Below are 23284 nucleotides of genomic sequence, written 5' to 3'. Positions count from 1 at the left end.
CAGGTGGTCGGCAGTCCGAGCTGCCGACCACCTGACGGACTGCCGACCACTCCGACGGTCCCACGCGCCACCTGCCTTGACAGCAGGTGGGGAGCGCGGGACGCTGATCCGGCTAAAGCGCTTTAGTCGGGCGTCACGCACACGGCATGTCCCCCAGGACGCGACGAGGCATCTGCTGGAAGGAACTGTCATGACGATCACGAGGATCGGGGCCGCGGGAGCGGCCCTGACCGTGCTGGCCGCGATGGGCGGCTGCACCCTCGACGGCGCCGGCGGCACCGCGGGCGAACCCGCCGCGGACGCCGCCGCCACGGCGGCCGACGTGACCGGGGAGGTCACGCTCCAGACCTGGGCGCTCAAGCCGCACTTCACCGGATACGTCGAGGGAGTCATCGCCGACTTCGAGACGACGTACCCCGGTACCTCGGTGACCTGGCTCGACCAGCCGGGCGACGGCTACTCGGAGAACGTGCTCTCGCAGGCGGCCGCCGGCGAGCTGCCCGACGTCACGAACCTGCCGCCCGACTTCGCGTTCTCGCTGGCGCGCGAGGACCTCCTCACGGACCTCACCACCGTCGACGACGCGCTCGGTGACACCTACGTCCCCGGTGCGCTGGAGGCCTACGAGTACGCAGGCATCGAGGGCACGTTCGGGTACCCCTGGTACCTGACCACCGACCTGAACTACTGGAACACCGAGATGTTCGAGGACGCGGGTCTCGACCCGGCGACGCCGCCCACGACCCTCGCGGAGCTCATCGAGCAGGCACGTACGATGAAGGACGTCACCGGCGGCTACCTCATGAGCCGCAAGCCGGGCCTCGGCGACTTCGCGGCAGAGGGCATCCCGGTGCTGTCCGAGGACGGCACGAGGTTCACGTTCAACACGCCAGAGGCCGCCGAGCTGCTCGACGCCTACCGCGACGCGTACGCCGACGGCCTCATGCCCGACGACGTGCTCACCGACGCCTACCTCGGCAACAGCCAGCTGTTCATCGAGGGCAAGGTGGCCTGGTCGACCGGTGGCGGCAACTTCATCGACACCGTGCTCGAGAACACCCCGTCGCTCGAGGGCAAGATCACGTCGTCGCCGTACATGGGCGCCACGCCGCTGTACGTGCAGGGGCTGTCGGTGTCGAACCAGTCGGCCAACCTGCCGACCGCGGTGGCGCTGGCGCAGTTCATCACGAACGCCGCCAACCAGGAGGCGTTCGCGGCGGAGGTGCCCGGCGTCTTTCCGTCGACCACTGTGTCGCTGGAGAAGCCGGAGCTGGCCGAGAGCGACGGAACCCCGCAGGGCGCGGCCAAGCAGATCGCGTTCACCAGCCTCACCACCGCGGGGGTGCTGCAGCCGGTCGAGGTCAGCGAGGCGATGACCACCATCATCAACCAGCAGCTCGCGGCGGCGATCGCGGGGGACACGACGTCGCAGGAAGCCCTGGACGCGGCGGTCGAAGAGTGCAACAAGCTGCTTGCCGACCAGTGACGTCCGTCGAGCGCCCGGGCCGCAGGCCTACCATCGCCGACATCGCCGCGCAGGCGGGTGTCTCCCCGACGGCGGTGTCCTTCGCGCTGAACGACCGCCCGGGGATCAGCGAACAGACCAGGACCCGCATCCTGGCCGCCGTGGCGGAGCTCGGGTGGCGGCCGAACGTGGCCGCCCGCGCCCTGGGCGGCCGGCGGGCCGACACGGTGGGCCTGGTCGTCGCGCGCCCCGCGCGGACGCTGGGCGTCGAGCCGTTCTTCGCCCAGCTCGTCTCGGGGCTGCAGGCGCGGCTGTCGGCCGACCGGGTGGCCCTGCAGCTGCTCGTCGTGGAGGACGTCTCCGCAGAGCTCGACGTGTACCGCCGCTGGGCCGCCGAACGGCGTACGGACGGGGTGGTGGTGCTCGACCTGAAGCAGGACGACCCGCGACCCGAGGAGCTGGCGCGGGCGGGCCTGCCGGCCGTGCTGGTGGGCGGTGACGGCACGCCGGGCCCCGTCCCGGCGGTCTTCGCGGACGACCACGCCGCCATGATCGTGCTCGCGGAGCACCTGGCCGCACTGGGACACGTGCACGTCGGCCACGTCGGCGGCATCCCCGCCTCCATCCACTCCGCGCGCCGGGTCGCCGCGCTGCACGACACCGGGGCGCGCCTCGGCCTGACCATCACGACCGTGCCGACGGACTTCTCGCAGGACGAGGCCGCGGCAGCCACCCGGGCCCTCCTGGCCCACGACGAAAGGCCTACTGCAATCGTCTACGACTCCGACGTCGCCGCGCTCGCGGGCGTCACTGTACTGGCCGAGGCCGGACTCAGCGTCCCCGGGGACATCTCGGTGGCCTCTTTCGACGACTCCGCGCTCGTGCGTCTCGCGCACCCACCGCTCACCGCCATGACGACGGACACCTTCGAGCTCGGCGAGCTCGTGGGCCAGACCGTGCTCTCGCTGGTCCGGGGCCAGGCGGTACCCGACGTCGTCGGCGCTCCGCCACCGCGGCTGACGGTGCGGGGCAGCACGGGCCGCGTGCCGGAGGTGGTCGCATGACCGGCCCCGCACACGTCCCGGCCGGCCTGCCCGGTGTTGGGCTGACCAGCGAGGACGCACGACGGATCGACCACAGCGGCGAAGGCCGCACGGTGGTGCTCGACGGTCTGGACGTGCCGGTCGAGGCAGGCACCGAGCTGCGCTGGACGCTCCTGCCGGTGCTCGACCAGGAGCTCACCTACCGCTCGACCTACGTGGCGGTCGACCTGCTGCTCGACGACGGGACCTGGCTCTCGCAGACCGAGCCCGGCCGCGCGCTCACCGACCAGCACGGCATGCTCGCGACCGCCGTCGGGCAGGGCGAGGCCCGGATCCTGGTACCCGACCACTGGAACGTCGTCCGCGTCGACCTGGACGACGTGGCCGAGCGGCTGCCCGGCCGCCGCGTGCGCGCCGCCGCCGTCGTGACCGCGCCGCCGGACGGCGGGGACACCGAGGTGTGGCTCGACGCCGTGACGGTCGGGCCACGTCCGGAGCGGACCGTGTCCGGCCGCACCGACCTCGTCGACACCCGCCGCGGCACGCACTCCTCGGGCGCATACTCGCGCGGCAACAACGTGCCGGCGGCGGCCGTGCCGAACGGCTTCACCATGTGGGTGCCGCTGACCGACGCGTCCTCGGCGAGCTGGCTCTACTCCTGGGCCGCGCACAACGGGCCCGGCAACCGGCCGCGCCTGCAGGGCATCGGCATCTCGCACGAGCCGAGCCCGTGGATGGGGGACCGCAACCAGCTCGCGTTCCATCTCGTCCCGGCCCTGCCGGACGGGGACGGCGTGCCCGACGCGGGCCTGGAGGCCCGCGCCGTCGGCTTCTCCCACGACGACGAGACCGCCCGCCCGCACCGGTACACCGTCGACCTGGACGGCGGTGCGCGAGTCGACGTCGCCGCGGCCGACCACGGTGGCGTGCTCCGGTTCACGTTCCCGCCCGGGGCCACCACGGGCCACCTGATCGTCGACGCCGTGAGCGACGCCGGCGCCGCCGGCCCGCCCGTGGCCGTCACCGTGCACGACGACGGCACGCTCACCGGCTGGAGCGACCACGGCAGCCCGCTGTCGGTGGGCCGCAGCCGCATGTACGTGGTGGGCCAGGTCTCCCGGCCGGTCCTGCGCACGGGCCGGGCCCACGGCCGGGCGCACGCCACGTACGCGACGGTGGCGCTGGACCCGGCGGCCGCACCCGGCGACCAGCCGGACCGCACGGTAGAGGTGCGCGTGGCGACGTCGTACATCAGCGAGGACCTCGCCTGGCGCGCCCTGGACCGGGAGGTGAGCGGGTCCTTCGACGACGTGGCCGAGCGCGCCCGCGCCCAGTGGGAGGAACGCCTCGGCGTGCTCGACGTCGAGGGCGCGTCGCCGGAACAGCAGGTGACGCTCTACTCCAACCTCTACCGCCTCAACCTCTACCCCTCCTCGTACACCGAGGTCGGGACCGACGGCCAGCTCGTGCACGCCTCGCCGGTGCTCGACGGCGCACCCGTGGTACCCGGTGAGATGTTCGTCAACCACGGCTTCTGGGACACCTACCGCACCTGCTGGCCTGCCTACGCACTGCTCTATCCGGAGGTCGCCGCCCGGCTCGCCGACGGGTTCGTGCAGCAGTACCGCGAGGGCGGCTGGGTCGCGCGATGGTCGTCACCGGGCTACGCGGACCTGATGACGGGTACGTCGTCCGACGTCGCCTTCGCCGACCTCCACCTGCGCGGCGTCGACCTGCCCGACCCGCTCGGCACCTACGACGCGGGCCTGCGTAACGCGACGGCCCTGCCCACCCGGTCCGGGGTGGGCCGCAAGGGCCAGGAGTTCGCGCTCACCCACGGCTGGGTGCCGCGCGACGTCGACGAGTCGGTGTCCTGGAGCCTCGAGGGCTACATCAACGACGCCGGCCTGGCGCGCATGGCCGAGGTGCTCGCGGACGCGCCGGGCACTCCCGACGACCGCCGGCGCGCCCTGCGCGACGAGGCCGCCTATCTGCGGCAGAGCTCCCTCGGGTACGCGCACCTGTTCGACCCGGGGACGGGGTTCTTCCGCGGACGCGGCCGGGACGGGACGTTCGGCTCCGAGCCGTTCGACCCCGACGTGTGGGGCGGCGACTACACCGAGTCGGACGCGTGGAACTTCCTGTTCCACCCGGTGCACGACGGCGCGGGCCTGGCTGCCCTGCACGGCGGTCGCGACGGGCTGGAGCGGCTGCTGGAGCGGTTCTTCGCCACACCGGAGCGGGCGGACAAGCCCGGGTCCTACGGGTTCGTGATCCATGAGATGGCCGAGGCGCGCGACGTGCGCCTCGGACAGCTCGGCCAGTCCAACCAGGTGTCGCACCACATCCCGTACGTGTGGCTGTACGCCGGGCGCCCGGACCGCACGCAGGAGACGGTGCGCGAGATCCTGGCCCGGCTGTGGACCGGCAGCGAGATCGGGCAGGGCTACCACGGCGACGAGGACAACGGTGAGATGTCCGCCTGGTACATCCTCTCGGCGCTGGGGCTGTACCCGCTGGAGATCGGCTCCGCCCGCTGGGCCGTGGGCTCGCCGCTCTTCGAGCGGGCGGTGGTGCACCGGCCAGGCGGCGACCTGGTGGTCGAGGCCCCGGGCGCTGCGGACCGCTGGTACGTGGCGGGCCTGGAGGTGTCCGACGGCGCCGGTGCGGCCCGGGCGATCACGTCGCCGTCGGTGGAGCACGGCGAGCTGGCCGGGGGAGCGACCCTGCGGTTCGCCCTCTCCGAGACGCCGACCCGCTGGGGCGTGACTGCGCCGCCGGACGACCACGCGGGCGGGCCGTGGCAGCGGGCCGACGGCGGCTGGCACGGCACCGGGGGCTCTGTGCCGGGCCTGACCGACGGCGACCTGACGACCGCCGTCGAGGTGGCGGGGACGCTCGAGTGGCGGCCGTCCGGAGAGATGCCGGAGGGTGTCGTGCTCCGCGCCTACACGCTGACGTCGTCGGCCCGGGCGGAGGGAGCTGCCCGACCTGCCGGAGCGGGCGGAAGGCCGCCGTCCGCGTGGCGACTGGTCGCGGACGACGGCCGAGTGCTGGACGAGCGGTCCGGGCAGGAGTGGCGCTGGCCGGGCCAGCTGCGACCGTTCGTGCTGACAGAGCCTGTGGCGCTGACCGGCCTCCGGCTGGAGCTCCGCGACGGCGGGGTGCTGGCTCAGGTGGAGCTGCTCGTCGACTGAGCCCGAACCGCTCGGACAGGGTTGGTCCGGGGACTGTGTTGCCGAGAGTAGACATCGTCCACTCTCGGCAACATGGTCGCCTCGCCTGTACGAGCGCGAGGGCTGGCGCTGGACCGACCCCTGCCCGCCCAACCCGGCGCGATCGGGCGTCTGCGTCGAGAGACCGTTGTGACCCACGGAGTACCGTCAGCCCGGTGAACCCGGACGCGTGGCGACGCATCGCCGCTTGGCTCGTCGACTGGCTCTGCTTCCTCGTGTGGCTCGGGCTGCTCGCGGCGGTCGGGATCCCGCTGTACCTCTCCGGCGTGACGGGGCAGTGGTCCGCGACGGCGACGAACGTCGTCGCCGCGCTCGTCACGGCGGTGCCCCTGACGGTCTTCCTCGCCGTCCTGGAGTCGGGTGCCGGTCAGGCGACGGTCGGCAAGCGCATGCTCAGGCTCAGAGTGGTGGGGGCCAGGGACGGCGAGCGGCTCTCGTTCACCGCCGCCCTGACCCGGAACGCGCTCAAGATCGCCGTGCCCTGGACGATCGGCCATGCGGCGGCGATCGGCCTCGTCGGGGCGCCTGAGATCGGCCCCGGCCTCGCGGTCCTCACGGCTGCGGCGTACGTGCTCCCGATCGTGTACGTGATCACGCTGTTCGCCGGCGGGGGCCGCACCCCGTACGACCGGGCCGGGGGAGCCAGGGTCGTCCGCGCCTGACGACCACCCGGACCTGGCCCTCAGGAGCCGACGACGTCCGCCACGTGCGCGAACCAGCTCTCGCGTCCACCTCCGGCGTACCCGACGGAGTTGAAGTACTCCCAGCCGAACACCCCGCCGAAGTCCGGGTGCTCCGCGACCAGGGAACCGACCGTGGCGTCGAAGGTCGGCCAGTCCACGTACCCGCTGCAGTTGGCCGGGTTGGTGACGGTGCCCGCCACCACGCGGTCGGGCGTGAACCCGTTGGCGAGGATCTGGTCGTACACGGTGGTGGACCGCAGGTCGCCCCAGCCGCAGTAGAACTGGGTGTTGTACCAGTCGATCCGGTCGCCGGCCCGGCGCTCGAGCTCGGCGTAGGAGAAGCCGCCCGAGAAGCTCGTCCGCCCGGCCATGTCGGTGGCCACGGGCGTCAGCGTGATCACGAAGTCAGGGCCGAAGTCGGCGCGCAGCGTGTCGACCAGGCGGATCGTGTCCGCCAGCGAGAACGTCTCCTCGATGTCGAGGTCCACGCCGTCGAGCCCGTAGGCGCGCAGGAAGTCCCGCAGGACCGGGTAGAACCGGTCGAAGTCCTCGCGCAGGTACCGGTAGGTGCCGGGCGCCGCCCCGCCGAGGAACGCGCTGACCGTCACGCCCTGGTCCTGCATGGCGCCCAGGTCGTCCCACATGACGTCGAGCTCGGGGTGGTCCGCCGGGATGTCGTTGACCGTGAGGGACGCGTCGGCGTTGAGGTGGATGGCGCCGACGTTGACGTCCGTGACCGAGCCGAGGAGCGGCTTCGGGTCGACGTAGCGGCGGACGCCGTCGGAGCCGGTCTCGTAGATGGTCTGGTAGAAGGCCAGGACACGGTGGGAGGCGGAGGCGGGCTCCTGCTTCGGGTCCTGCTCCGGTGCGGAGGCGGCCGGGCCGGCTGCCGCCGTCAGCGCCAGCAGACCGGCCGCGAGAGCGGCGCCGATCCGGGTGAGCGAGCGAGACATCGTTGACTCCCTTGTTCTCGTTGCGGTGCGGTGAGCATCCCCACGGCGCTGATGCGCTGACGCGTTCGGACCGTAGCGGCAGCTGCCGTCGCCGGGCAACGGTGGCCTCGGAACCGTAGGGATATCCCTGATGCGAGCCACGCTCACGCGGGCCGCCCCCACGTCGCCCGGCGTAGGAACGGCCGAGGCCGGGCCCCCGACGGGGACCCGGCCTCGGCCGCAGCAGGTGGATCAGGCGGAGACGGCCGCGCGCAGCTTGGCGCCCAGCTCCTGGTCCACGTTGGTCCAGTACTGGAAGAAGCGCTCACGGATCTCGTCGATCGTGATCGCCTGGCCCTGACCGGTCAGGGTCTCCAGCAGACGGGCCTTCGCGCCGTCGTCGTAGACCTCACGGTAGAGCGTGCCCGGCTGGCCGAAGTCGCTGTCCTCGCTGTGCAGCGTGGCAGCGGTGCGCACCAGCTCGCCGTCCGACTCCCAGGCGCCGTCCTGGCCACGGGCCGGGTCGGCGACGGGGCCACCGAACGAGTTGGGCGCGTAGTTCGGGACGCCGACCTCGTTGAAGTGGTGGCGCTGCGAGCCGTCCTGCGAGTAGTTGTGCACCGGTGCGGCGTGCGGCTGGTTGACCGGGACCGACTGGTAGTTGGTGCCCACGCGGTAGCGCTGCGCGTCCGGGTACGAGAACACGCGGGCCATCAGCATCTTGTCGGGCGAGATGTCGGTGCCCGGGACCTGGTTGGCCGGGGACAGCGCGATCTGCTCGATCTCAGCGAAGTGGTTCTTCGGGTTGCGGTTCAGCGTGAAGTTGCCGAAGTGGATCAGCGGGTAGTCCGCGTGCGGCCAGACCTTGGTCAGGTCGAACGGGTTGAACCGGTAGGTCTTCGCGTCGTCGTACGGCATGACCTGGACCTTGATGTCCCACACCGGGTTGTCCCCGCGCTCGATCGCCTCGTACAGGTCGCGACGGTAGTAGTCGGCGTCCTGGCCGGCGATCCGTGCCGCCTCGTCGTTGTCGAGGAACTTCACGCCCTGGCGGGAGATGAAGTGGTACTTGACCCAGAACTTCTCGCCCTGGGCGTTGGTCCACATGTAGGTGTGCGAGCCGTAGCCGTTCAGCTCACGCCACGACGACGGCAGGCCGCGGTCGCCCATGAGGTAGGTGACCTGGTGCGCGGACTCCGGCGACAGGGTCCAGAAGTCCCACTGCATGTCGGCGTCGCGCAGGCCCGACCACGGGAGGCGCTTCTGCGAGTGGATGAAGTCCGGGAACTTGATCGCGTCGCGGATGAAGAACACCGGGGTGTTGTTGCCGACGATGTCGAGGTTGCCCTCGGTCGTGTAGAAGCGCAGGGCGAAGCCGCGCACGTCGCGCCAGGTGTCGGGGGAACCCATCTCACCGGCGACGGACGAGAAGCGCAGGGCCACCTCGCCCTTGGCGCCCGGCTGGAAGGCCGCGGCACGCGTGTACTGCGACACGTCTCCGGTGATCTCCCACTCACCGAAGGCGCCACCGCCCTTGGCGTGCACGATCCGCTCCGGGATGCGCTCGCGGTTGAACTGCGCGAGCTTCTCGACCAGGTAGCGGTCGTGGAGGACCGTGGCGCCGTCGGCGCCCACGGTCAGCGAGTGTGCGTCGCTGACGACCGGCGTGCCGGTCTGGGTGGTGGTGTAAGGAGTTGTCATCTGTGGACGTGCCTTCCTCTGCTGCTTGCGGGGGGTTCTTGGGGTTCGGCGTGGTCGGCGAAGTCGTGGTGCCCGGCTCTCCGGGCGAGCTTCACGCGCTGCAGTCGGGACACAGTCCCCAGTAGGTGACCTCGGCGGTCTCGACCACGAACCCGCGGTCGTCGCTCGGGGTCAGGCAGGGGGCATGGCCGACCGAGCAGTCCACGTCGCCGATGGCACCGCACTCGCGGCAGACGACGTGGTGGTGGTTGTCGCCCGTGCGGCGCTCGTAGCGCGCGGGGTGGCCGGCGGGCTCGATGCGGCGCAGGAGGTCGGCGTCGGTCAGCGCGTGCAGGACGTCGTAGACCGCCTGGACCGATACCGTGCCGAGCTCTGCGCGGACCGAGCTCAGGACATCGTCGGCTGTGGCGTGCTGGCTGTCGCCCACCGCGCGCAGAGCCGCCACGCGGGGGGCGGTCACGCGCAGGCCGACGCCGCGGAGGAGATCCTCCGGCGTGGCGGCTGTGGGGGCGGTCGACGTCATGTCAACGAGCCTAGCCCGTAAACTGGAATGATTCCAGTTGAGGTCGCCCAACGGTCTGCCCGACGGCGGGGCTCAGCCGGGCGGTCGACCTCACACCGGCCGGTATGGCGAGCGGTGTCGGCATGCTGCTATCGTTGAGCCACGACCGACCCGGTGTGAGCCGGGTGCACAAAGTGGATCACCATCCCACCCGAGTCACGACAGAGCGCCGCAAGGTGCCGACAGAGTCCGGGTCCTAGGTCGGGTGCAGAGGTTGGGCGCTGTTTCTCGCCGAACCCGTGCACCCTTTCCTTGTGATGGCTTCCACCTGTGTTCAGGGCGGGAGCCATTTCTCGTTCCTGGTGGTCAATCAACGACTTCTGAGGAGCATCACCATCACCGAGCCTCGCATCAACGACCGGATCCGTGTCCCCGAGGTCCGACTCATCGGTCCTGGCGGGGAGCAGGTCGGCGTGGTTGCCACGGCGGTCGCCCTGAAGCTCGCCCAGGACGCTGACCTCGACCTCGTCGAGGTTGCCCCGGACGCCCGCCCGCCTGTCACCAAGCTCATGGACTTCGGCAAGTTCAAGTACGAGTCCGACATGAAGGCGCGGGAAGCGCGGCGCAACCAGGCGAACACGGTTCTCAAGGAGATCCGGTTCCGTCTGAAGATCGACCCGCACGACTACGAGACCAAGAAGGGCCACGTCGTCCGCTTCCTCTCGGCAGGCGACAAGGTCAAGGTCATGATCATGTTCCGCGGTCGTGAGCAGTCGCGCCCCGAGATGGGACGTCGCCTGCTCGAGCGTCTGGCGGAGGACGTCGCCGAGCTCGGCTTCGTCGAGTCGATGCCGAAGCAGGACGGCCGCAACATGACCATGGTCCTCGGGCCGGTCAAGAAGAAGGCTGACGCGAAGGTCGAGCAGCGCAAGCGCGCCACCGAGATCAACGCGGGCCGGATGACCAAGTCCGAGGCCAAGGCGCAGGCACGTGCGTCCGACGAGCCCGAGACCTCGGAGCCGGAGGAGGACCAGGTCGACGAGACGGTCGAGACCACGGTCGAGGAGCCTGCCGCCGCGCCGGCTCCTGAGCCCGTCGTCGCGGAGGCCGAGCCCGTCGTGGAGGCAGAGCCCGTCGCGGAGCCCGAGCCGGAGCCCGTCGTCGAGCCCGAGCCTGTCGTCGAGCCCGAGCCTGTCGCCGAGGCCGAGCCGGAGCCCGTCGTCGAGACGCCCGCTCCGGAAGAGCCGAAGCCGGCCACCAAGCCTGCGGCCAAGACTGCCTCGAAGCCGGCAGCGAAGCCGGCCACCAAGGCGGCTCCGAAGCCTGTCTCGGCCCCCAAGCCGGCGCCGAAGCCCGTGGCCCCCAAGCCGCGTGCACCGCGCAAGGCCGGCTGAGGCCACGGTCCCCAAGACCACTACGACACCGGGCCGGCCTACCGGCCCAGGTACAACGTCGCCGCTCCAGCAGCGGTCGACCGACACGAGGAGATACGGCAGTCATGCCGAAGAACAAGACGCACTCCGGCTCGAAGAAGCGGTTCAAGGTCACCGGTAGCGGCAAGGTCATGCGCGAGCAGACCAACGGTCGCCACTACCTCGAGCACAAGTCCAGCCGTCGCACGCGTCGTCTGGCCATGGACCAGGCCGTTGCGCCGGCCGACGTCAAGAAGGTCAAGAAGCTGCTCGGTAAGTGACCTTTATGGCGCACGCCTGACGGGCGTCGCCAAGAACCCTTTCAGCCCCGAAGTACAAGGAGTCTCACGTGGCACGCGTGAAGCGGGCAGTAAATGCCCAGAAGAAGCGCCGTACAACCCTCGAGCGCGCCGCCGGTTACCGCGGCCAGCGCTCGCGCCTCTACCGCAAGGCGAAGGAGCAGGTCACCCACTCGCTCGTCTACGCCTACCGTGACCGGAAGGCGCGCAAGGGTGACTTCCGCAAGCTGTGGATCCAGCGCATCAACGCTGCGTCCCGCGCGCAGGGTCTGACCTACAACCGCCTCATCCAGGGCCTCAAGGCCGCTGGTATCGAGGTCGACCGCCGCATGCTCGCGGAGCTTGCGGTCAACGACGTCGCGGCGTTCAACGCCCTCGTCCAGGTCGCCAAGGACGCGCTGCCGGCGGATGTTAACGCCCCGGCCGCTGCCTGAGGTTGAGCAGTTCACCGGACGCCCGGCCAGTTTCCTCTTCGGAGGCCCGACCAGTGCTTGATGTGACGCTCGCGAATCCGCGAGCCGACCGGATCAAGCAGGTACGGGCACTGGCCGGGCGTTCGGCGCGCTCCCGGCACGGGCTGTACCTGGTCGAAGGGCCGCAGGGTGTGCGCGAGGCGGTCCGGCACGCGCCGTCGTCCGTCCGCGACGTCTACCTGACGCCCGCGGCCGCCTCCCGGTACGCGGAGATCGTCGACGACGCCCGCTCGGCCGGGTTGTTCCTGCATGTCGGCACCCCGGAGGTGCTCGAGGCGATGAGCGCCGACGCCCAGGGCGTGCTCGCCGTCGTGCGGTCCTCCGCGCCGTCGCTGCCTGAGGCCCTGGACGCTCGCGACCCGGAGCGTGCCGGGCGGCCCCTGCTGGCCGCCGTGCTCGCCACCGTCCGCGACCCCGGGAACGCGGGTACCGTCATCCGGGCCGCCGACGCGGCCGGGGCCGACCTCGTGGTCCTCGCGGGGGAGAGCGTCGACGTGCACAACCCCAAGGTGGTGCGCTCCACCGCCGGGTCGCTGTTCCACCTGCCGGTCGTCACCGGTCTCTCGCTGGAGGCCACGGTGACCGAGCTGCGTGCCGTGGGCTGCCACGTCCTCGCGGCGGACGGCACCGGACCGCTCGATCTGGACGACCTCCTGGACTCCGCGGGGTCCGGCGCGACTCCCGACCTGGCCGGCCCGACGGCCTGGGTGTTCGGCAACGAGGCCTGGGGCCTGCCCGAGGCGGACCGCGCACTGGCCGACGCCGTGGTGCGGGTGCCGATCCGCGGCAAGGCCGAGTCGCTCAACCTGGCCACGGCCGCGACCGTCTGCCTCTACGCGAGCAGCCGGGCCCAGCGCTGAGCGGGCGGCGGAGCGGCGGATGACGGCCGGCGTCTGGGGGGAGTGGGGCCACGTGCTGCGTCCCGCGGTGCTCGGTCTCCTCGCCGCGGGAGCGGCGATCCGGCTGCTCGTACGGCTACGGACCTTGCGCGGGGTCCCGAGGCGGCAGGCCTGGCGGCATTCCGTCGCCGAGGTCGGCATGGTCGCGGGAACCACCCCGTGGGTCTGGATGATCCTCACGCCCAAGCCTCGTGACAGCTCGCTCTCGCTCGTCCCGTTCCGGGACCTCGCGGACCAGCTCGGCGGCCCGGTCGCCGAGCTGGTGGTCCAGGTGGGTGGCAACCTCCTGGCCCTCGCCGCTCTCGGCTTCTTCCTGCCGATCCGGTTCCGCCTCGCGCCCGATGCCCGCCGGCGCACCGCGGCGGTCCTCGCTCGGGTCGCCGTGGTCGCCGCGGCCGTCTCCGCGGCCGTGGAGGTCCTGCAGTACGTGCTCGACCTGGGCCGCGTGAGCTCGGTGGACGACGTCCTCGTGAATACCGCGGGCGCCGTGCTGGCGGCTCTGTGCTCGCGCAGGTGGTGGGCCTAGTGGAGGCCCGGCCCACCACCGCTCCGGGCACCCGCCCGCTGGCTACCTGAAATCGCTTCGGTTGCCGGAGTCGACCGCATACGATCGGGTGGTGCGGCTCTTCACGGCGATCATTCCGCCCGCGAACGTCAAGGACCATCTCGGACTCGCCGTCGACGGCGTCCCGGCTTCTCCGCGCTGGGTGCCGCGGGAGAACCTGCACATCACTCTCGCGTTCTACGCGGACCTCCCCGAGGGGACGGTCCCGGAGCTGTGCGAGGAGCTCTCCGACGTGGCGCGCAAGCACGGGCCCGTCGACCTGCGCCTCCGAGGCGCCGGGTCGTTCGGGGCCCGCGTCCTGTGGATCGGCGTCGACGGCGAGACGGGCGCGCTGAAGGACCTGGCGTCCGACTGCCTGGCCGCCTCGCCCCGCGAGGTGCCGGAGGACGTCAAGCCGCACCGGGCGCACGTCACCGTCGCCCACGCGCGGGCCGGGCAGGTGCGTCCGCCGCGGGGGCGCGACCGGTGGGGCAAGCGCACGGTGGGAGAGCCCCGGTCGGCACTCGAGCCCGCCGCCCAGGCGCTGTCCGTCTATGCCGGACCCGACTGGACGGCGGACTCGTTCGCGCTCGTCGAGTCACGCCCCGGCGAGGGCGCGCAGGGCGGTCCCCGGTACGAGATCGTGGAGACCTGGGCCCTGGAGGGCTGACCGGCGGACGATCACCGGTCCGCGAGCAGGACGATCTTCCCGCGCACGCCGCCGGACTCCACGTACCTGGTCAGCTCCTCGATCTGGGCGCGCCGGGACGGCGACGCTCTACCGCCACTTCCCGACCGAGCGCGACGTCGTCACGGCGCTGACCGGGGACACGCCGGCCCGGCGCGTCGGCGGGCACTTCCTGCGCTCGTTCGGAACGGCGTAGCGCACGAGGTCGTCTCCACGGCCGGGACCAGGGCCGCCCCGGCCGTGAAGACGTGAGCGACGCTACGCGGACCCTCTGACATCAGAAAAAGTGTGCCAAGCGCGCCTGGCCCGACGAGGGAATCGACATTGCTCCGGCTCGCCCCGGCATGGAATGATGAGGCCATGCAGCCATTGACCCGTCGATTTATGCGGCCCGCTAGGGGCCGTGCGGCGAGCGCTGCGCGCGGGCACTGAGCAGCCCTGTGGACAACGCGTCCTGAGCCCTGGCGGGCACCTAGACTTCATCTGCCGGCACCGGTTCCCAGGCAGGGGACCGCGCCGGCTCCCGAATCCGCCAGGAAGGCAAGCATGTCCACGCCCGATGAGAAGGCACCCATCGATCCGCTCGACGAGGCGGCGCTCGACGCCGCGGTCAAGGCCGCCCTCGACGACATCGCCCAGGCCGGCGACCTCGACGCGCTGAAGGCCGTCCGTACCCAGCACACCGGGGACCGCAGCTCGCTGGCCCTCGCCAACCGGGGTATCGGCGCGCTGCCCGGCCCGGACAAGGCGAAGGCCGGCAAGCTCGTGGGTCCGCGTCGCGGTCGGATCAACCAGGCGATCGCGGCCCGGCAGTCGGAGCTCGAGGCCGAGCGTGACGCGCGCGTGCTCGCGGAGGAGACGGTGGACGTCACCCTCCCGGTCCAGCGCACGACGGCGGGAGCACGTCACCCGATCGAGCTGGTCCAGGAGCGCATCGCCGACTTCTTCGTCGGCCTCGGCTGGGAGATCGCCGACGGCCCCGAGGTCGAGGCCGAGTGGTTCAACTTCGACGCGCTGAACTTCGGACCGGACCACCCTGCCCGCCAGATGCAGGACACGTTCTACGTCGCCGGCGACGGTGAGAGTGGCGGCGAGTCGAACCTCGTGCTGCGCACGCACACGTCCCCGGTCCAGGCTCGCTCCCTGCTCGAGCGCGGCGTGCCCCTGTACATCGCCTGCCCCGGCCGGACGTTCCGCACCGACGCGCTGGACCAGACCCATACCCCGGTGTTCCACCAGGTCGAGGGCCTCGCGGTCGACAAGGGCCTGACGATGGCGAACCTCGTGGGCACGCTGGACGCGTTCGCGAAGGCGATGTTCGGACCGGAGGCCAGGACGCGCCTGCGCCCGGCGTTCTTCCCGTTCACGGAGCCGTCCGCCGAGATGGACCTGTGGTTCCCGCAGAAGAAGGGCGGTGCGGGCTGGATCGAGTGGGGTGGCTGCGGCATGGTCAACCCGAACGTGCTGCGCGCCGCGGGAGTGGACCCGGAGGAGTACACGGGCTTCGCGTTCGGCATGGGCATCGAGCGCACGCTCATGCTGCGCCACTCGATCGCGGACATGCACGACATCGTGGAGGGCGACGTGCGCTTCTCCACTCAGTTCGGGACGGAGATCTGAAGTGCCCCTCATCGTGAAGGACTGGCTCGCTGACCACGTAGAGGTGCCCGCGGACCTCACCGCCGAGCAGCTCGCGGCCGACCTCGTCAAGATTGGCCTGGAAGAAGAGGCGATCCACGGGGCGGCCGTGACCGGCCCCCTCGTGGTCGGCCGGGTGCTCGAGATGACGCCCGAGCCGCAGAAGAACGGCAAGACGATCAACTGGTGCCGTGTCGACGTCGGCCCCGAGCACAACGACGCCGAAGGCGCGCGCGGCATCGTCTGCGGCGCGCACAACTTCGCGCCCGGTGACCTCGTGGCCGTGGCACTGCCCGGCACCGTGCTGCCCGGACCGTTCCCGATCGCCGCCCGCAAGACCTACGGGCACGTGTCCGACGGCATGATCTGCTCGGTCCGGGAGCTCGGGATCGGGGAGGACCACGACGGCATCCTGGTGCTGACCCGGCACGGGTTCGCCGAGGAGGACCTCACCCCCGGCCAGGACGCGATCGCGCTCCTCGGCCTCGGCGAGGAGGTCCTGGAGATCAACGTGACGCCGGACCGTGGGTACGCGTTCAGCTACCGCGGCGTGGCGCGCGAGTACGCACACTCCACGGGTGCCAAGTTCACGGATCGTGGCCTGCCCACGGGTGCCGAGCCGGCCCCGACGGCCGACGGCTTCGAGGTCCAGGTGCGGGACGACGCGCCGATCAACGGCGTGGTGGGCTGCGACCGGTTCGTGACGCGCATCGTGCGTGGCATCGACCCGGCCGCGCCCACGCCCGCGTGGATGAAGCACCGGCTCGAGGGTTCCGGCATGCGGTCGATCTCCCTGGCGGTCGACATCACGAACTACGTGATGCTCGACCTCGGGCAGCCGCTGCACGCCTACGACCTCGCCAAGGTCTCGGCCCCTATCGTGGTCCGTCGTGCCACCCCGGGCGAGCGCCTCACCACCCTGGACGACGCTGACCGCGCGCTGGACGGTGAGGACCTCCTGATCACCGACTCGCCCGCCGGAGCGGGCAGCCGGGTGCTCGGCCTTGCCGGAGTGATGGGTGGTGCCTCGTCGGAGGTCAGCGAGACGACGACGGACGTGCTGGTCGAGGCGGCCCACTTCGACCAGATCACGGTCGCGCGTACCGCGCGCCGGCACAAGCTGTCGAGCGAGGCCGCCAAGCGGTTCGAGCGTGGGGTCGACCCGTTGCTGCCCCCTGTCGCGGCGCAGCGCGTGGTCGACCTGCTGGTCGAGCTGGGCGGCGGGACCGCCGACGCCGCAGTGAGCGACCTCGACAACACCGGGGCGACCCCGCAGAAGCAGATCGCGCTCAAGGTCACCGAGCCGACCCGGCTCTCGGGCGTCGAGTACACGCCGGAGCAGGTACGCAGCACCCTCGAAGAGATCGGCGCCACGGTGGCCGACGCCTCCGCGGCGGTCGAGCCTGTCGAGACTCTCCTCGTCACCCCGCCGTCCTGGCGCCCCGACCTCACCGGCCCGGCCGACCTGGTCGAGGAGGTCGTGCGCATCCAGGGCTACGACCAGGTGCCGTCGGTGCTCCCGGCCGCACCGGGTGGCCGCGGGCTCACTGCCGAGCAGCGCACGCGCCGTTCGGTCGCCCGCGCTCTGGCGGAGGCGGGCTTCGTCGAGACGCTCAGCTACCCGTTCGTCGGTACCCCCGAGTACGACGCGCTCGGCCTGCCCGCCGACGACCCGCGCCGTGTCTCGCTCCGGCTCGTCAACCCGATGGCCGACGACAAGCCGCTGATGCGGTCGAACCTGCTCGTGACGCTGCTCGACACCGTGCGCCGCAACGTCTCGCGCGGACTGACGGACCTCGCGGTGTACGAGATCGGCCTCGTCACGCGCCCGACGCAGGGCGCCCCCGCGGCGCCCACGCTGCCCGGCGGTGTGCGGCCCAGCGACGAGCAGCTCGCGGCGCTCGCCGCGGCGGTACCTGAGCAGCCGCGTCGGGTCGCCGGTGTGCTGACCGGCAGGCGGGAGCTCGCCGGCTGGTGGGGCGAGGGCCGCACGGCCGGCTGGGAGGACGCCCTGGCGGCGGCCCGGCTGGTGGCCGAGCGTGCCCGGGCCGACGTGGTGGTCGTCCCCGACGCCGAGCACATGCCGTGGCACCCGGGTCGTTGCGCACGCCTCGAGCTCACGGACGGCACGCTCGTCGGCCACGCCGGTGAGCTGCACCCCAAGGTCGTCGAGACGCTGGGGCTGCCTGCCCGTGCCGCGGCGTTCGAGGTCGACCTGAGCGTGCTGGTCGGTGCGGCGTCGGGCGAGCCCGTCGCGGCAGTGCCCGTGTCGGCGTTTCCCGCGGCCAAGGAGGACTTCGCCTTCGTGGTCGACGGCAGCGTGCCGGCCGAGGCCGTTCGGTCGGCGATCGTGGCGGGCGCCGGCGAGCTGCTCGAGGACGTCGCCCTGTTCGACGTCTTCACGGGGGAGCAGGTGGGCGAGGGCAAGAAGTCGCTCGCGTACTCCCTCCGCCTGCGTGCGGCGGACCGCACGCTCTCCGCCAAGGAGGTGCGCGCGGTGCGCGACGCAGTCGTGGAGGCGGCGGGGGAGAAGGTCGGGGCGGTTCTGCGTGGCTGACCCGCACCAGGCGGCCGGATCCGCCGCGACCCCGCCGTCGCGCACGGCGCTCGTCACGGGTGCCTCGCGCGGGATCGGCCGGGAGATCGCGCTCGGGCTCGCGCGAGCAGGGCTGGACGTCGCCCTGCTCGCGCGGGACGCGGGACGGCTCGCTGCCGTGGCCACGGAGATCCGGGCCGCGGGGGTGACGGTGGTCGAGCTGACCGCCGATGTGTCCGACCCGGTGGCGGTGCGTGCCGCCGTCGGACGGGCCGAGGAAGCGCTGGGATCGATCGACCTGCTGGTGAACAATGCCGGCGCGATCGAGTCGGAGCATCCCTTGTGGGAGGCCGACCCCGACGAGTGGTGGTCCGTGTTCGAGACCAACGTGCGTGCGCCTTTCCTGTTCAACCGGTACATCGTGCCGGGCATGATCGAGCGCGGTGGCGGCCGGGTCATCGACCTGGCCTCCGGTGCGAGCTCGCACGAGATGGCCGGCGGCTACTCCGCGTACAACGCGAGCAAGACCGCGCTGATGCGGATGGGGACCAACCTCCACGGTGACGGCTTCCGGCACGGGATCCGTGTCTTCGAGCTCGCTCCCGGGGTCGTGCGGACCGACATGTCGACGGGCATGACCCTGCACGAGGACCGCACCGACTGGACCCCGGTCGAGCGGGTCACCGACGTCGTGAACGCGATAGCGGCCGGCGAGCTCGACGCCTGCTCGGGCTGGTTCCTGCGCGTCACCGACGACACCCCCGAATCGCTGAAGGCGCTGGCGGCGGGTGTCGCGGAGCAGGGCGTCGAGGCGACGGCCCGCAGGTTGCGGGTGCTCCCCGCGGGGGACGACGACCCCCTGGCGGACACCCTCACGAAGCGCTGACCGGCGGCCATCGGACGTTCACCCGGCGGTACTGGTGTGAGGGGACGGGCACTCCCTACGGTGTGCAAGCAACCGTCCCCTCACGCAAGGAGACCACCATGCGTCATCGTCGTCGCCCCGCGCTCGCCGTCGCGAGCCTGGGACTGTGTGTCCTGCTCGGCTCCGCGGGCCAGGCGGTCGCAACGGAGACCGCGAGCGAAGCGGCCGGGCCGTCGGTAGCGGCCGCCGCGACACCGCTCACGGCGAGCAACTTCCGCTACACGCTGTCCGAGACGTCGTCGTCCCTGGTGGGAGCCCTCGACGCGGCACTGCCGAACGTGACCATGGGAGCGGTGGCCGACGACGCGAACCGCACCCCGAGCTGCGGCAGCGCACCGTCGGTCACGCACCGCACCGCGTACTACTGCTGGAACGACGGCGACCAGGACACCACCGCGTGGTACCCGCAGGGCATCACCACGAGCTCCGACGCGTACGGGGCGGGCACGTACGACGGCAAGCGCATCAACCTGGTGAGCTGGTACGACCACGCCGAGGACGGCATCGACAAGGGCGTGCGCATCAGCGTGTCCAACCTGTCCGCGAGCGCCTCGGCGCCTCCGTACCGGCACATCCTGCTGGTCGAGCCGAGCGGTACCGCGAGTGCGCCGTCGTACCGGCCGGTCAACATCCATGCGGGCGGCATCATGTGGTACGGCAACCTGCTGTACGTGGCGGACACGAGCGGTGGGTTCCGGGTGTTCGACCTGGATCACCTGTGGCAGGTCTCGACGGGTCGATCGTCTGCGGTCGGGCGCCAGGCGGACGGCTCGTACCACGCGTTCGACTACAAGTACGTGCTGCCGCAGACGGCGAAGTTCACCGACTCGACCGCCGGCGGGTATGCGCAGCTGCAGCACTCGTCGGTCGCGCTCGACCGGACGAGCTCGCCGGACTCGGTGATCGTGAGCGAGTACCGGAGTCCGGCGGACGTCGATGCGGGTGCGCAGGTCCGGACGATACGGGTCCCGATCGACTACACGAACCGGTACCTGAAGCCTGCGTCGGACGGCGTCATCAAGGCGACGGAGGCTTATCGGACCGACCTGGAGAGCGTGCAGGGCTCGACCGCCATCAACGGTGAGTTCTTCTTCTCGCAGAGTGACGGCTCGAACCACTCGGACCCGAACTCGGACGGTGACCTGCACACGTTTGCCGCGCCGTCGGGGCCGATCGTGCGGCACGGCAACGCGCTGACCGTGGGTGCGGAGGACCTGTCGTACGACCCGACCCGCGACTACCTGTGGTCGCTCGGTGAGTACCCGGGCTACCGCTGGGTGTACGCGGCGGACGCCTCGTCGTTCTGATCCGTCGGGCGTGCGACCGTCGGGGTTGTCGCCTGGTGGGCAGGGCCGCCAGAACCTAGGCTGAGGCACGATGACGCTCCGAATCGAAGATTACGGAATTGTCGGGGACCTCCATTCGGCAGCGCTGATCGGTCGGGACGGCTCGGTCGACTGGATGTGCATGCCGCGGTTCGACTCCCCGGCGTGCTTCGCCGCCCTGCTGGGGGACGACCAGCACGGGTCGTGGCGCCTGGGGCCGACCGCCGGTGGCCTGTGTACCAGCCGGCGGTACCGGGAGGGCACCCTGATCCTGGAGACGGAGTGGGAGCTTCCCGAGGGCAAGGTCCGCCTGATCGACCTGATGCCGCCGCGTGGTAACCATGCCGATCTGGTCCGTATCGTCGAGGGCATCAGCGGCGCCGTCCCGATGACCACCGAGCTGCGGCTCCGGTTCGACTACGGCAACGTCGTGCCCTGGGTGACGGAGGAGGGCGCTGCGCTGCGTGCGGTGGCGGGCCCGGACTCCGTCCGGATCGACACGGGCGTCGAGATGACGCACGACGGCGTCGCCGACGGTTCGGTCCTGCGTGCCCACTTCACCGTCAGGCCGGGGGACCGGGTGCCGTTCGTCCTGACGCACCACGCGTCCCACCTGCCCATGAAGGAGTCGGTGGAACCGGAGGCGGCGCTCCGGGACACCGAGGAGTTCTGGCGGTCCTGGATCGCGCACTCCACGTACACCGGCCCGTGGGCCGAGGCCGTGCACCGGTCGCTGATCACGCTGAAGGCCCTGACCTACGCTCCGACCGGCGCCATCGCGGCCGCCGCGACGACGTCACTCCCCGAGGAGCTCGGCGGGGCCCGGAACTGGGACTACCGGTACTGCTGGCTGCGGGACGCCGCCTTCACGCTGCAGGCTCTGGTCGGCACCGGGTTCATCGACGAAGCACGTGAGTGGCGAGCGTGGCTCCTGCGCGCCGTCGCCGGCGACCCGGCGGACCTGCAGATCATGTACGGGCTGGACGGGCGGCGTCGGCTGCCGGAGTACACGATCGACTGGCTGCCCGGGTACGAGGGTTCGAGCCCGGTACGGATCGGCAACGGTGCGGTAGGCCAGCTGCAGCTCGACGTCTGGGGCGAGACCCTGGACGGGCTGCACCTCGCACGCGAGGCGGGCCTCGAGACCGACCCCGAGGCCTGGCGCCTGCAGCTGGCGCTCCTGAACTACCTGGAGGAGCACTGGGACAAGCTCGACAACGGGCTCTGGGAGGTGCGCGGCCCGCGTCGTGCGTTCGTGCACTCCCGGGTCATGGCGTGGGCCGGCTTCGACCGGGCGGTGCGCGCGGTCGAGGAGCTGGGACTGGTCGGGCCCGTCGAACGGTGGCGTACCGTCCGCGACCGGATCCACGACGAGGTGTGCACCTACGGGTTCGACCCGGAACGGAACACGTTCACGCAGTTCTACGGCTCCGAAGGCCTCGACGCGGCCCTGCTGCTGATCGGGCAGGTCGGGTTCCTGCCCTGGGACGACCCGCGGGTGATCGGCACCGTGGACGCCGTGCAGCGCGAGCTGAGCCAGGACGGCCTCCTGCTGCGTTACCACACGCACGCCGACGACCGGGTGGACGGCCTTCCGGGCAGCGAGGCGACGTTCCTGGTCTGCAGCTTCTGGCTCGTGGACGCACTGCACGGCATCGGACGGCGCGACGAGGCGGTCGCCCTGTTCGAGCGCCTGCTCACCCTGCGCAACGACCTCGGGCTCCTGAGCGAGGAGTACGACGTGCACACGGGGCGCCACCTCGGCAACACCCCACAGGCCTTCAGCCATCTCGGCCTGGTCAACAGCGCGCTGCGGCTCGGCCGCGAGGTGACTCCCCGCGACGTCGAGTCGGGCGTGACCGACGAGGTGGCCGTCCCGTCCCCAGCGTCCGCAGCGTCCGCGGCGAAGGAGAACGTCTGATGCGCGCGCTGACCGTGGTTCCGCAGACGCCCGGCACGCTGGCCGTCACCGACGTGGACGAACCGGTCCCCGCGGACGGTGAGCTCCTGGTCGACGGCCTGGCCGTCGGCGTGTGCGCCACGGACCGCGAGATCGCGGCGGGTGAGTACGGCTGGGCGCCGCCCGGGCGCGAGCGGCTGGTGCTCGGGCACGAGTCGCTCGGCCGGGTCCGTTCGGCGCCGGACGGCTCCGGCTTCGCGCCCGGCGACCTGGTGGTGGGCGTGGTCCGCCGTCCGGACCCGGAACCCTGCGGGGCGTGCGCGCGGGGCCAGTTCGACATGTGCCGCAACGGCCGGTACACGGAGCGGGGCATCAAGGCGATCGACGGGTTCGCTTCCGAGCGGTGGACCGTCGAGGCCGACTACGCCGTCCGCCTCGACCCGGCGCTCGCCGACGTCGGCATGCTGCTCGAGCCGACCACCGTCGTCGCCAAGGCCTGGGAGCAGATCGAGCTGGTCGGGCAGCGCGCCTGGTTCGAGCCCAAGGTCGCGCTCGTGACCGGTGCGGGCCCGATCGGTCTGCTGGCCGCACTGCTCGGGGTCCAGCGTGGCCTCGAGGTGCACGTGCTCGACCGTGTCACCGACGGTCCGAAGCCCGAGCTCGTCGCCGACCTGGGCGCCGACTACCACACCGACTCCGTCAGCGACGTCGCCCACGCGTTGCGCCCGGACGTGGTCATCGAGGCCACCGGTGCGACCCAGGTGGTGGTCGACGCGCTCTCCGCGAGCGGGACCTACGGCGTCACCTGCCTCACGGGCGTCACCTCCGCGGGTCGCAAGCTCTTGTTCGACGTCGGCGCGCTCAACCGCGAGATCGTGCTGGAGAACGACGCGATCATCGGTTCGGTGAACGCGAACCTGACCCACTACCGGGCAGGTGCCGAGGCGCTGGCCCAGGCCGACGTCGACTGGCTGCGCCGCATCGTGACCCGCCGGGTGCCGCTCGAGGACGCGGTGGAGGCGTTCGCGAGCGACCCCGGCGGGATCAAGACGGTGCTGGAGCTGTAGCACCGGCCCGGTCGCT

At 71.7% G+C, this 23284-nt stretch carries 19 protein-coding genes; 16 read left to right on the top strand and 3 right to left on the bottom strand.

Annotated features, from left to right (window positions below; all coding sequences use genetic code 11):
- Positions 1-190: 190 nt before the first annotated feature.
- The 4 genes from LUU90_RS12350 to LUU90_RS12335 all read left to right on the top strand — a co-directional run bounded on the left by LUU90_RS12350 (position 191) and on the right by LUU90_RS12335 (position 6406).
- Positions 191-1486, top strand: coding sequence for an extracellular solute-binding protein (locus LUU90_RS12350; protein ID WP_275003730.1), 1296 nt, complete (start codon positions 191-193; stop codon positions 1484-1486).
- Positions 1483-2529 (top strand): LacI family DNA-binding transcriptional regulator, encoded by a 1047-nt coding sequence (locus LUU90_RS12345; RefSeq protein WP_275003729.1) that lies wholly within the window; start codon positions 1483-1485, stop codon positions 2527-2529. The genes LUU90_RS12350 and LUU90_RS12345 overlap by 4 nt, the downstream gene beginning before the upstream one ends.
- The gene (locus tag LUU90_RS12340; RefSeq protein WP_275003728.1) at positions 2526-5705 is read left to right on the top strand and encodes a GH92 family glycosyl hydrolase; all 3180 of its coding nucleotides are present in this window, start codon (positions 2526-2528) and stop codon (positions 5703-5705) included. The genes LUU90_RS12345 and LUU90_RS12340 overlap by 4 nt, the downstream gene beginning before the upstream one ends.
- A 194-nt stretch (positions 5706-5899) precedes the next feature.
- Positions 5900-6406 carry an RDD family protein gene (locus tag LUU90_RS12335; protein ID WP_275003727.1) on the top strand — a complete coding sequence of 169 codons (507 nt, stop codon included), beginning with the start codon at positions 5900-5902 and terminating at the stop codon, positions 6404-6406.
- Positions 6407-6426: 20 nt separating this feature from the next.
- Here the strand turns inward: LUU90_RS12335 and LUU90_RS12330 are convergent, their stop codons facing one another.
- The 3 genes from LUU90_RS12330 to LUU90_RS12320 form a co-directional block, all read right to left on the bottom strand.
- The gene (locus tag LUU90_RS12330; protein ID WP_275003726.1) at positions 6427-7380 is read right to left on the bottom strand and encodes a glycosyl hydrolase family 18 protein; all 954 of its coding nucleotides are present in this window, start codon (positions 7378-7380) and stop codon (positions 6427-6429) included.
- Between the two features lie 231 nt (positions 7381-7611).
- Positions 7612-9060 (bottom strand): catalase, encoded by a 1449-nt coding sequence (locus LUU90_RS12325; RefSeq protein WP_275003725.1) that lies wholly within the window; start codon positions 9058-9060, stop codon positions 7612-7614.
- A gap of 91 nt (positions 9061-9151) precedes the next feature.
- The gene (locus LUU90_RS12320) at positions 9152-9583 is read right to left on the bottom strand and encodes a Fur family transcriptional regulator (protein WP_275003724.1); all 432 of its coding nucleotides are present in this window, start codon (positions 9581-9583) and stop codon (positions 9152-9154) included.
- Between the two features lie 296 nt (positions 9584-9879).
- On the opposite strand from LUU90_RS12320, the gene infC reads away from it, so the two are divergent.
- The 12 genes from infC to LUU90_RS12260 all read left to right on the top strand — a co-directional run bounded on the left by infC (position 9880) and on the right by LUU90_RS12260 (position 23268).
- Complete coding sequence (gene infC, locus LUU90_RS12315; protein WP_275004038.1) at positions 9880-10956, top strand: translation initiation factor IF-3; 1077 nt, start codon at positions 9880-9882, stop codon at positions 10954-10956.
- A gap of 104 nt (positions 10957-11060) precedes the next feature.
- The gene (gene rpmI / locus LUU90_RS12310) at positions 11061-11255 is read left to right on the top strand and encodes a 50S ribosomal protein L35 (RefSeq protein ID WP_275003723.1); all 195 of its coding nucleotides are present in this window, start codon (positions 11061-11063) and stop codon (positions 11253-11255) included.
- Between the two features lie 68 nt (positions 11256-11323).
- A complete protein-coding gene (rplT, locus tag LUU90_RS12305; RefSeq protein WP_274994336.1) occupies positions 11324-11707 on the top strand; it encodes a 50S ribosomal protein L20 in 384 nt (127 codons plus the stop codon).
- A gap of 62 nt (positions 11708-11769) precedes the next feature.
- Positions 11770-12606, top strand: a complete 837-nt coding sequence (locus LUU90_RS12300) for a TrmH family RNA methyltransferase (protein ID WP_275003722.1) — start codon at positions 11770-11772, stop codon at positions 12604-12606.
- Between the two features lie 19 nt (positions 12607-12625).
- The gene (locus LUU90_RS12295; RefSeq protein ID WP_275003721.1) at positions 12626-13171 is read left to right on the top strand and encodes a VanZ family protein; all 546 of its coding nucleotides are present in this window, start codon (positions 12626-12628) and stop codon (positions 13169-13171) included.
- Positions 13172-13262: 91 nt separating this feature from the next.
- Positions 13263-13859 carry an RNA 2',3'-cyclic phosphodiesterase gene (gene thpR / locus LUU90_RS12290; RefSeq protein ID WP_275003720.1) on the top strand — a complete coding sequence of 199 codons (597 nt, stop codon included), beginning with the start codon at positions 13263-13265 and terminating at the stop codon, positions 13857-13859.
- Positions 13860-14423: 564 nt separating this feature from the next.
- Positions 14424-15497 carry a phenylalanine--tRNA ligase subunit alpha gene (gene pheS, locus LUU90_RS12285; protein ID WP_275003719.1) on the top strand — a complete coding sequence of 358 codons (1074 nt, stop codon included), beginning with the start codon at positions 14424-14426 and terminating at the stop codon, positions 15495-15497.
- A gap of 1 nt (position 15498) precedes the next feature.
- Positions 15499-18072: a phenylalanine--tRNA ligase subunit beta gene (gene pheT / locus LUU90_RS12280; protein WP_275003718.1), complete on the top strand. Its 2574-nt coding sequence runs from the start codon at positions 15499-15501 to the stop codon at positions 18070-18072.
- Positions 18065-18937: an SDR family NAD(P)-dependent oxidoreductase gene (locus LUU90_RS12275; RefSeq protein ID WP_275003717.1), complete on the top strand. Its 873-nt coding sequence runs from the start codon at positions 18065-18067 to the stop codon at positions 18935-18937. The genes pheT and LUU90_RS12275 overlap by 8 nt, the downstream gene beginning before the upstream one ends.
- 98 nt (positions 18938-19035) lie before the next feature.
- Positions 19036-20283 (top strand): hypothetical protein, encoded by a 1248-nt coding sequence (locus LUU90_RS12270; RefSeq protein ID WP_275003716.1) that lies wholly within the window; start codon positions 19036-19038, stop codon positions 20281-20283.
- 70 nt (positions 20284-20353) lie between these two features.
- A complete protein-coding gene (locus LUU90_RS12265; protein ID WP_275003715.1) occupies positions 20354-22222 on the top strand; it encodes a glycoside hydrolase family 15 protein in 1869 nt (622 codons plus the stop codon).
- Complete coding sequence (locus tag LUU90_RS12260; protein WP_275003714.1) at positions 22222-23268, top strand: glucose 1-dehydrogenase; 1047 nt, start codon at positions 22222-22224, stop codon at positions 23266-23268. The genes LUU90_RS12265 and LUU90_RS12260 overlap by 1 nt, the downstream gene beginning before the upstream one ends.
- Positions 23269-23284: the final 16 nt, after the last annotated feature.

Source organism: Promicromonospora iranensis (assembly GCF_028994775.1).
GTDB classification, from domain to species: domain Bacteria; phylum Actinomycetota; class Actinomycetes; order Actinomycetales; family Cellulomonadaceae; genus Promicromonospora; species Promicromonospora iranensis_A.
Note: the sequence above shows the minus strand (reverse complement) of the source record. Positions and strands in the feature narration are given on the sequence as shown.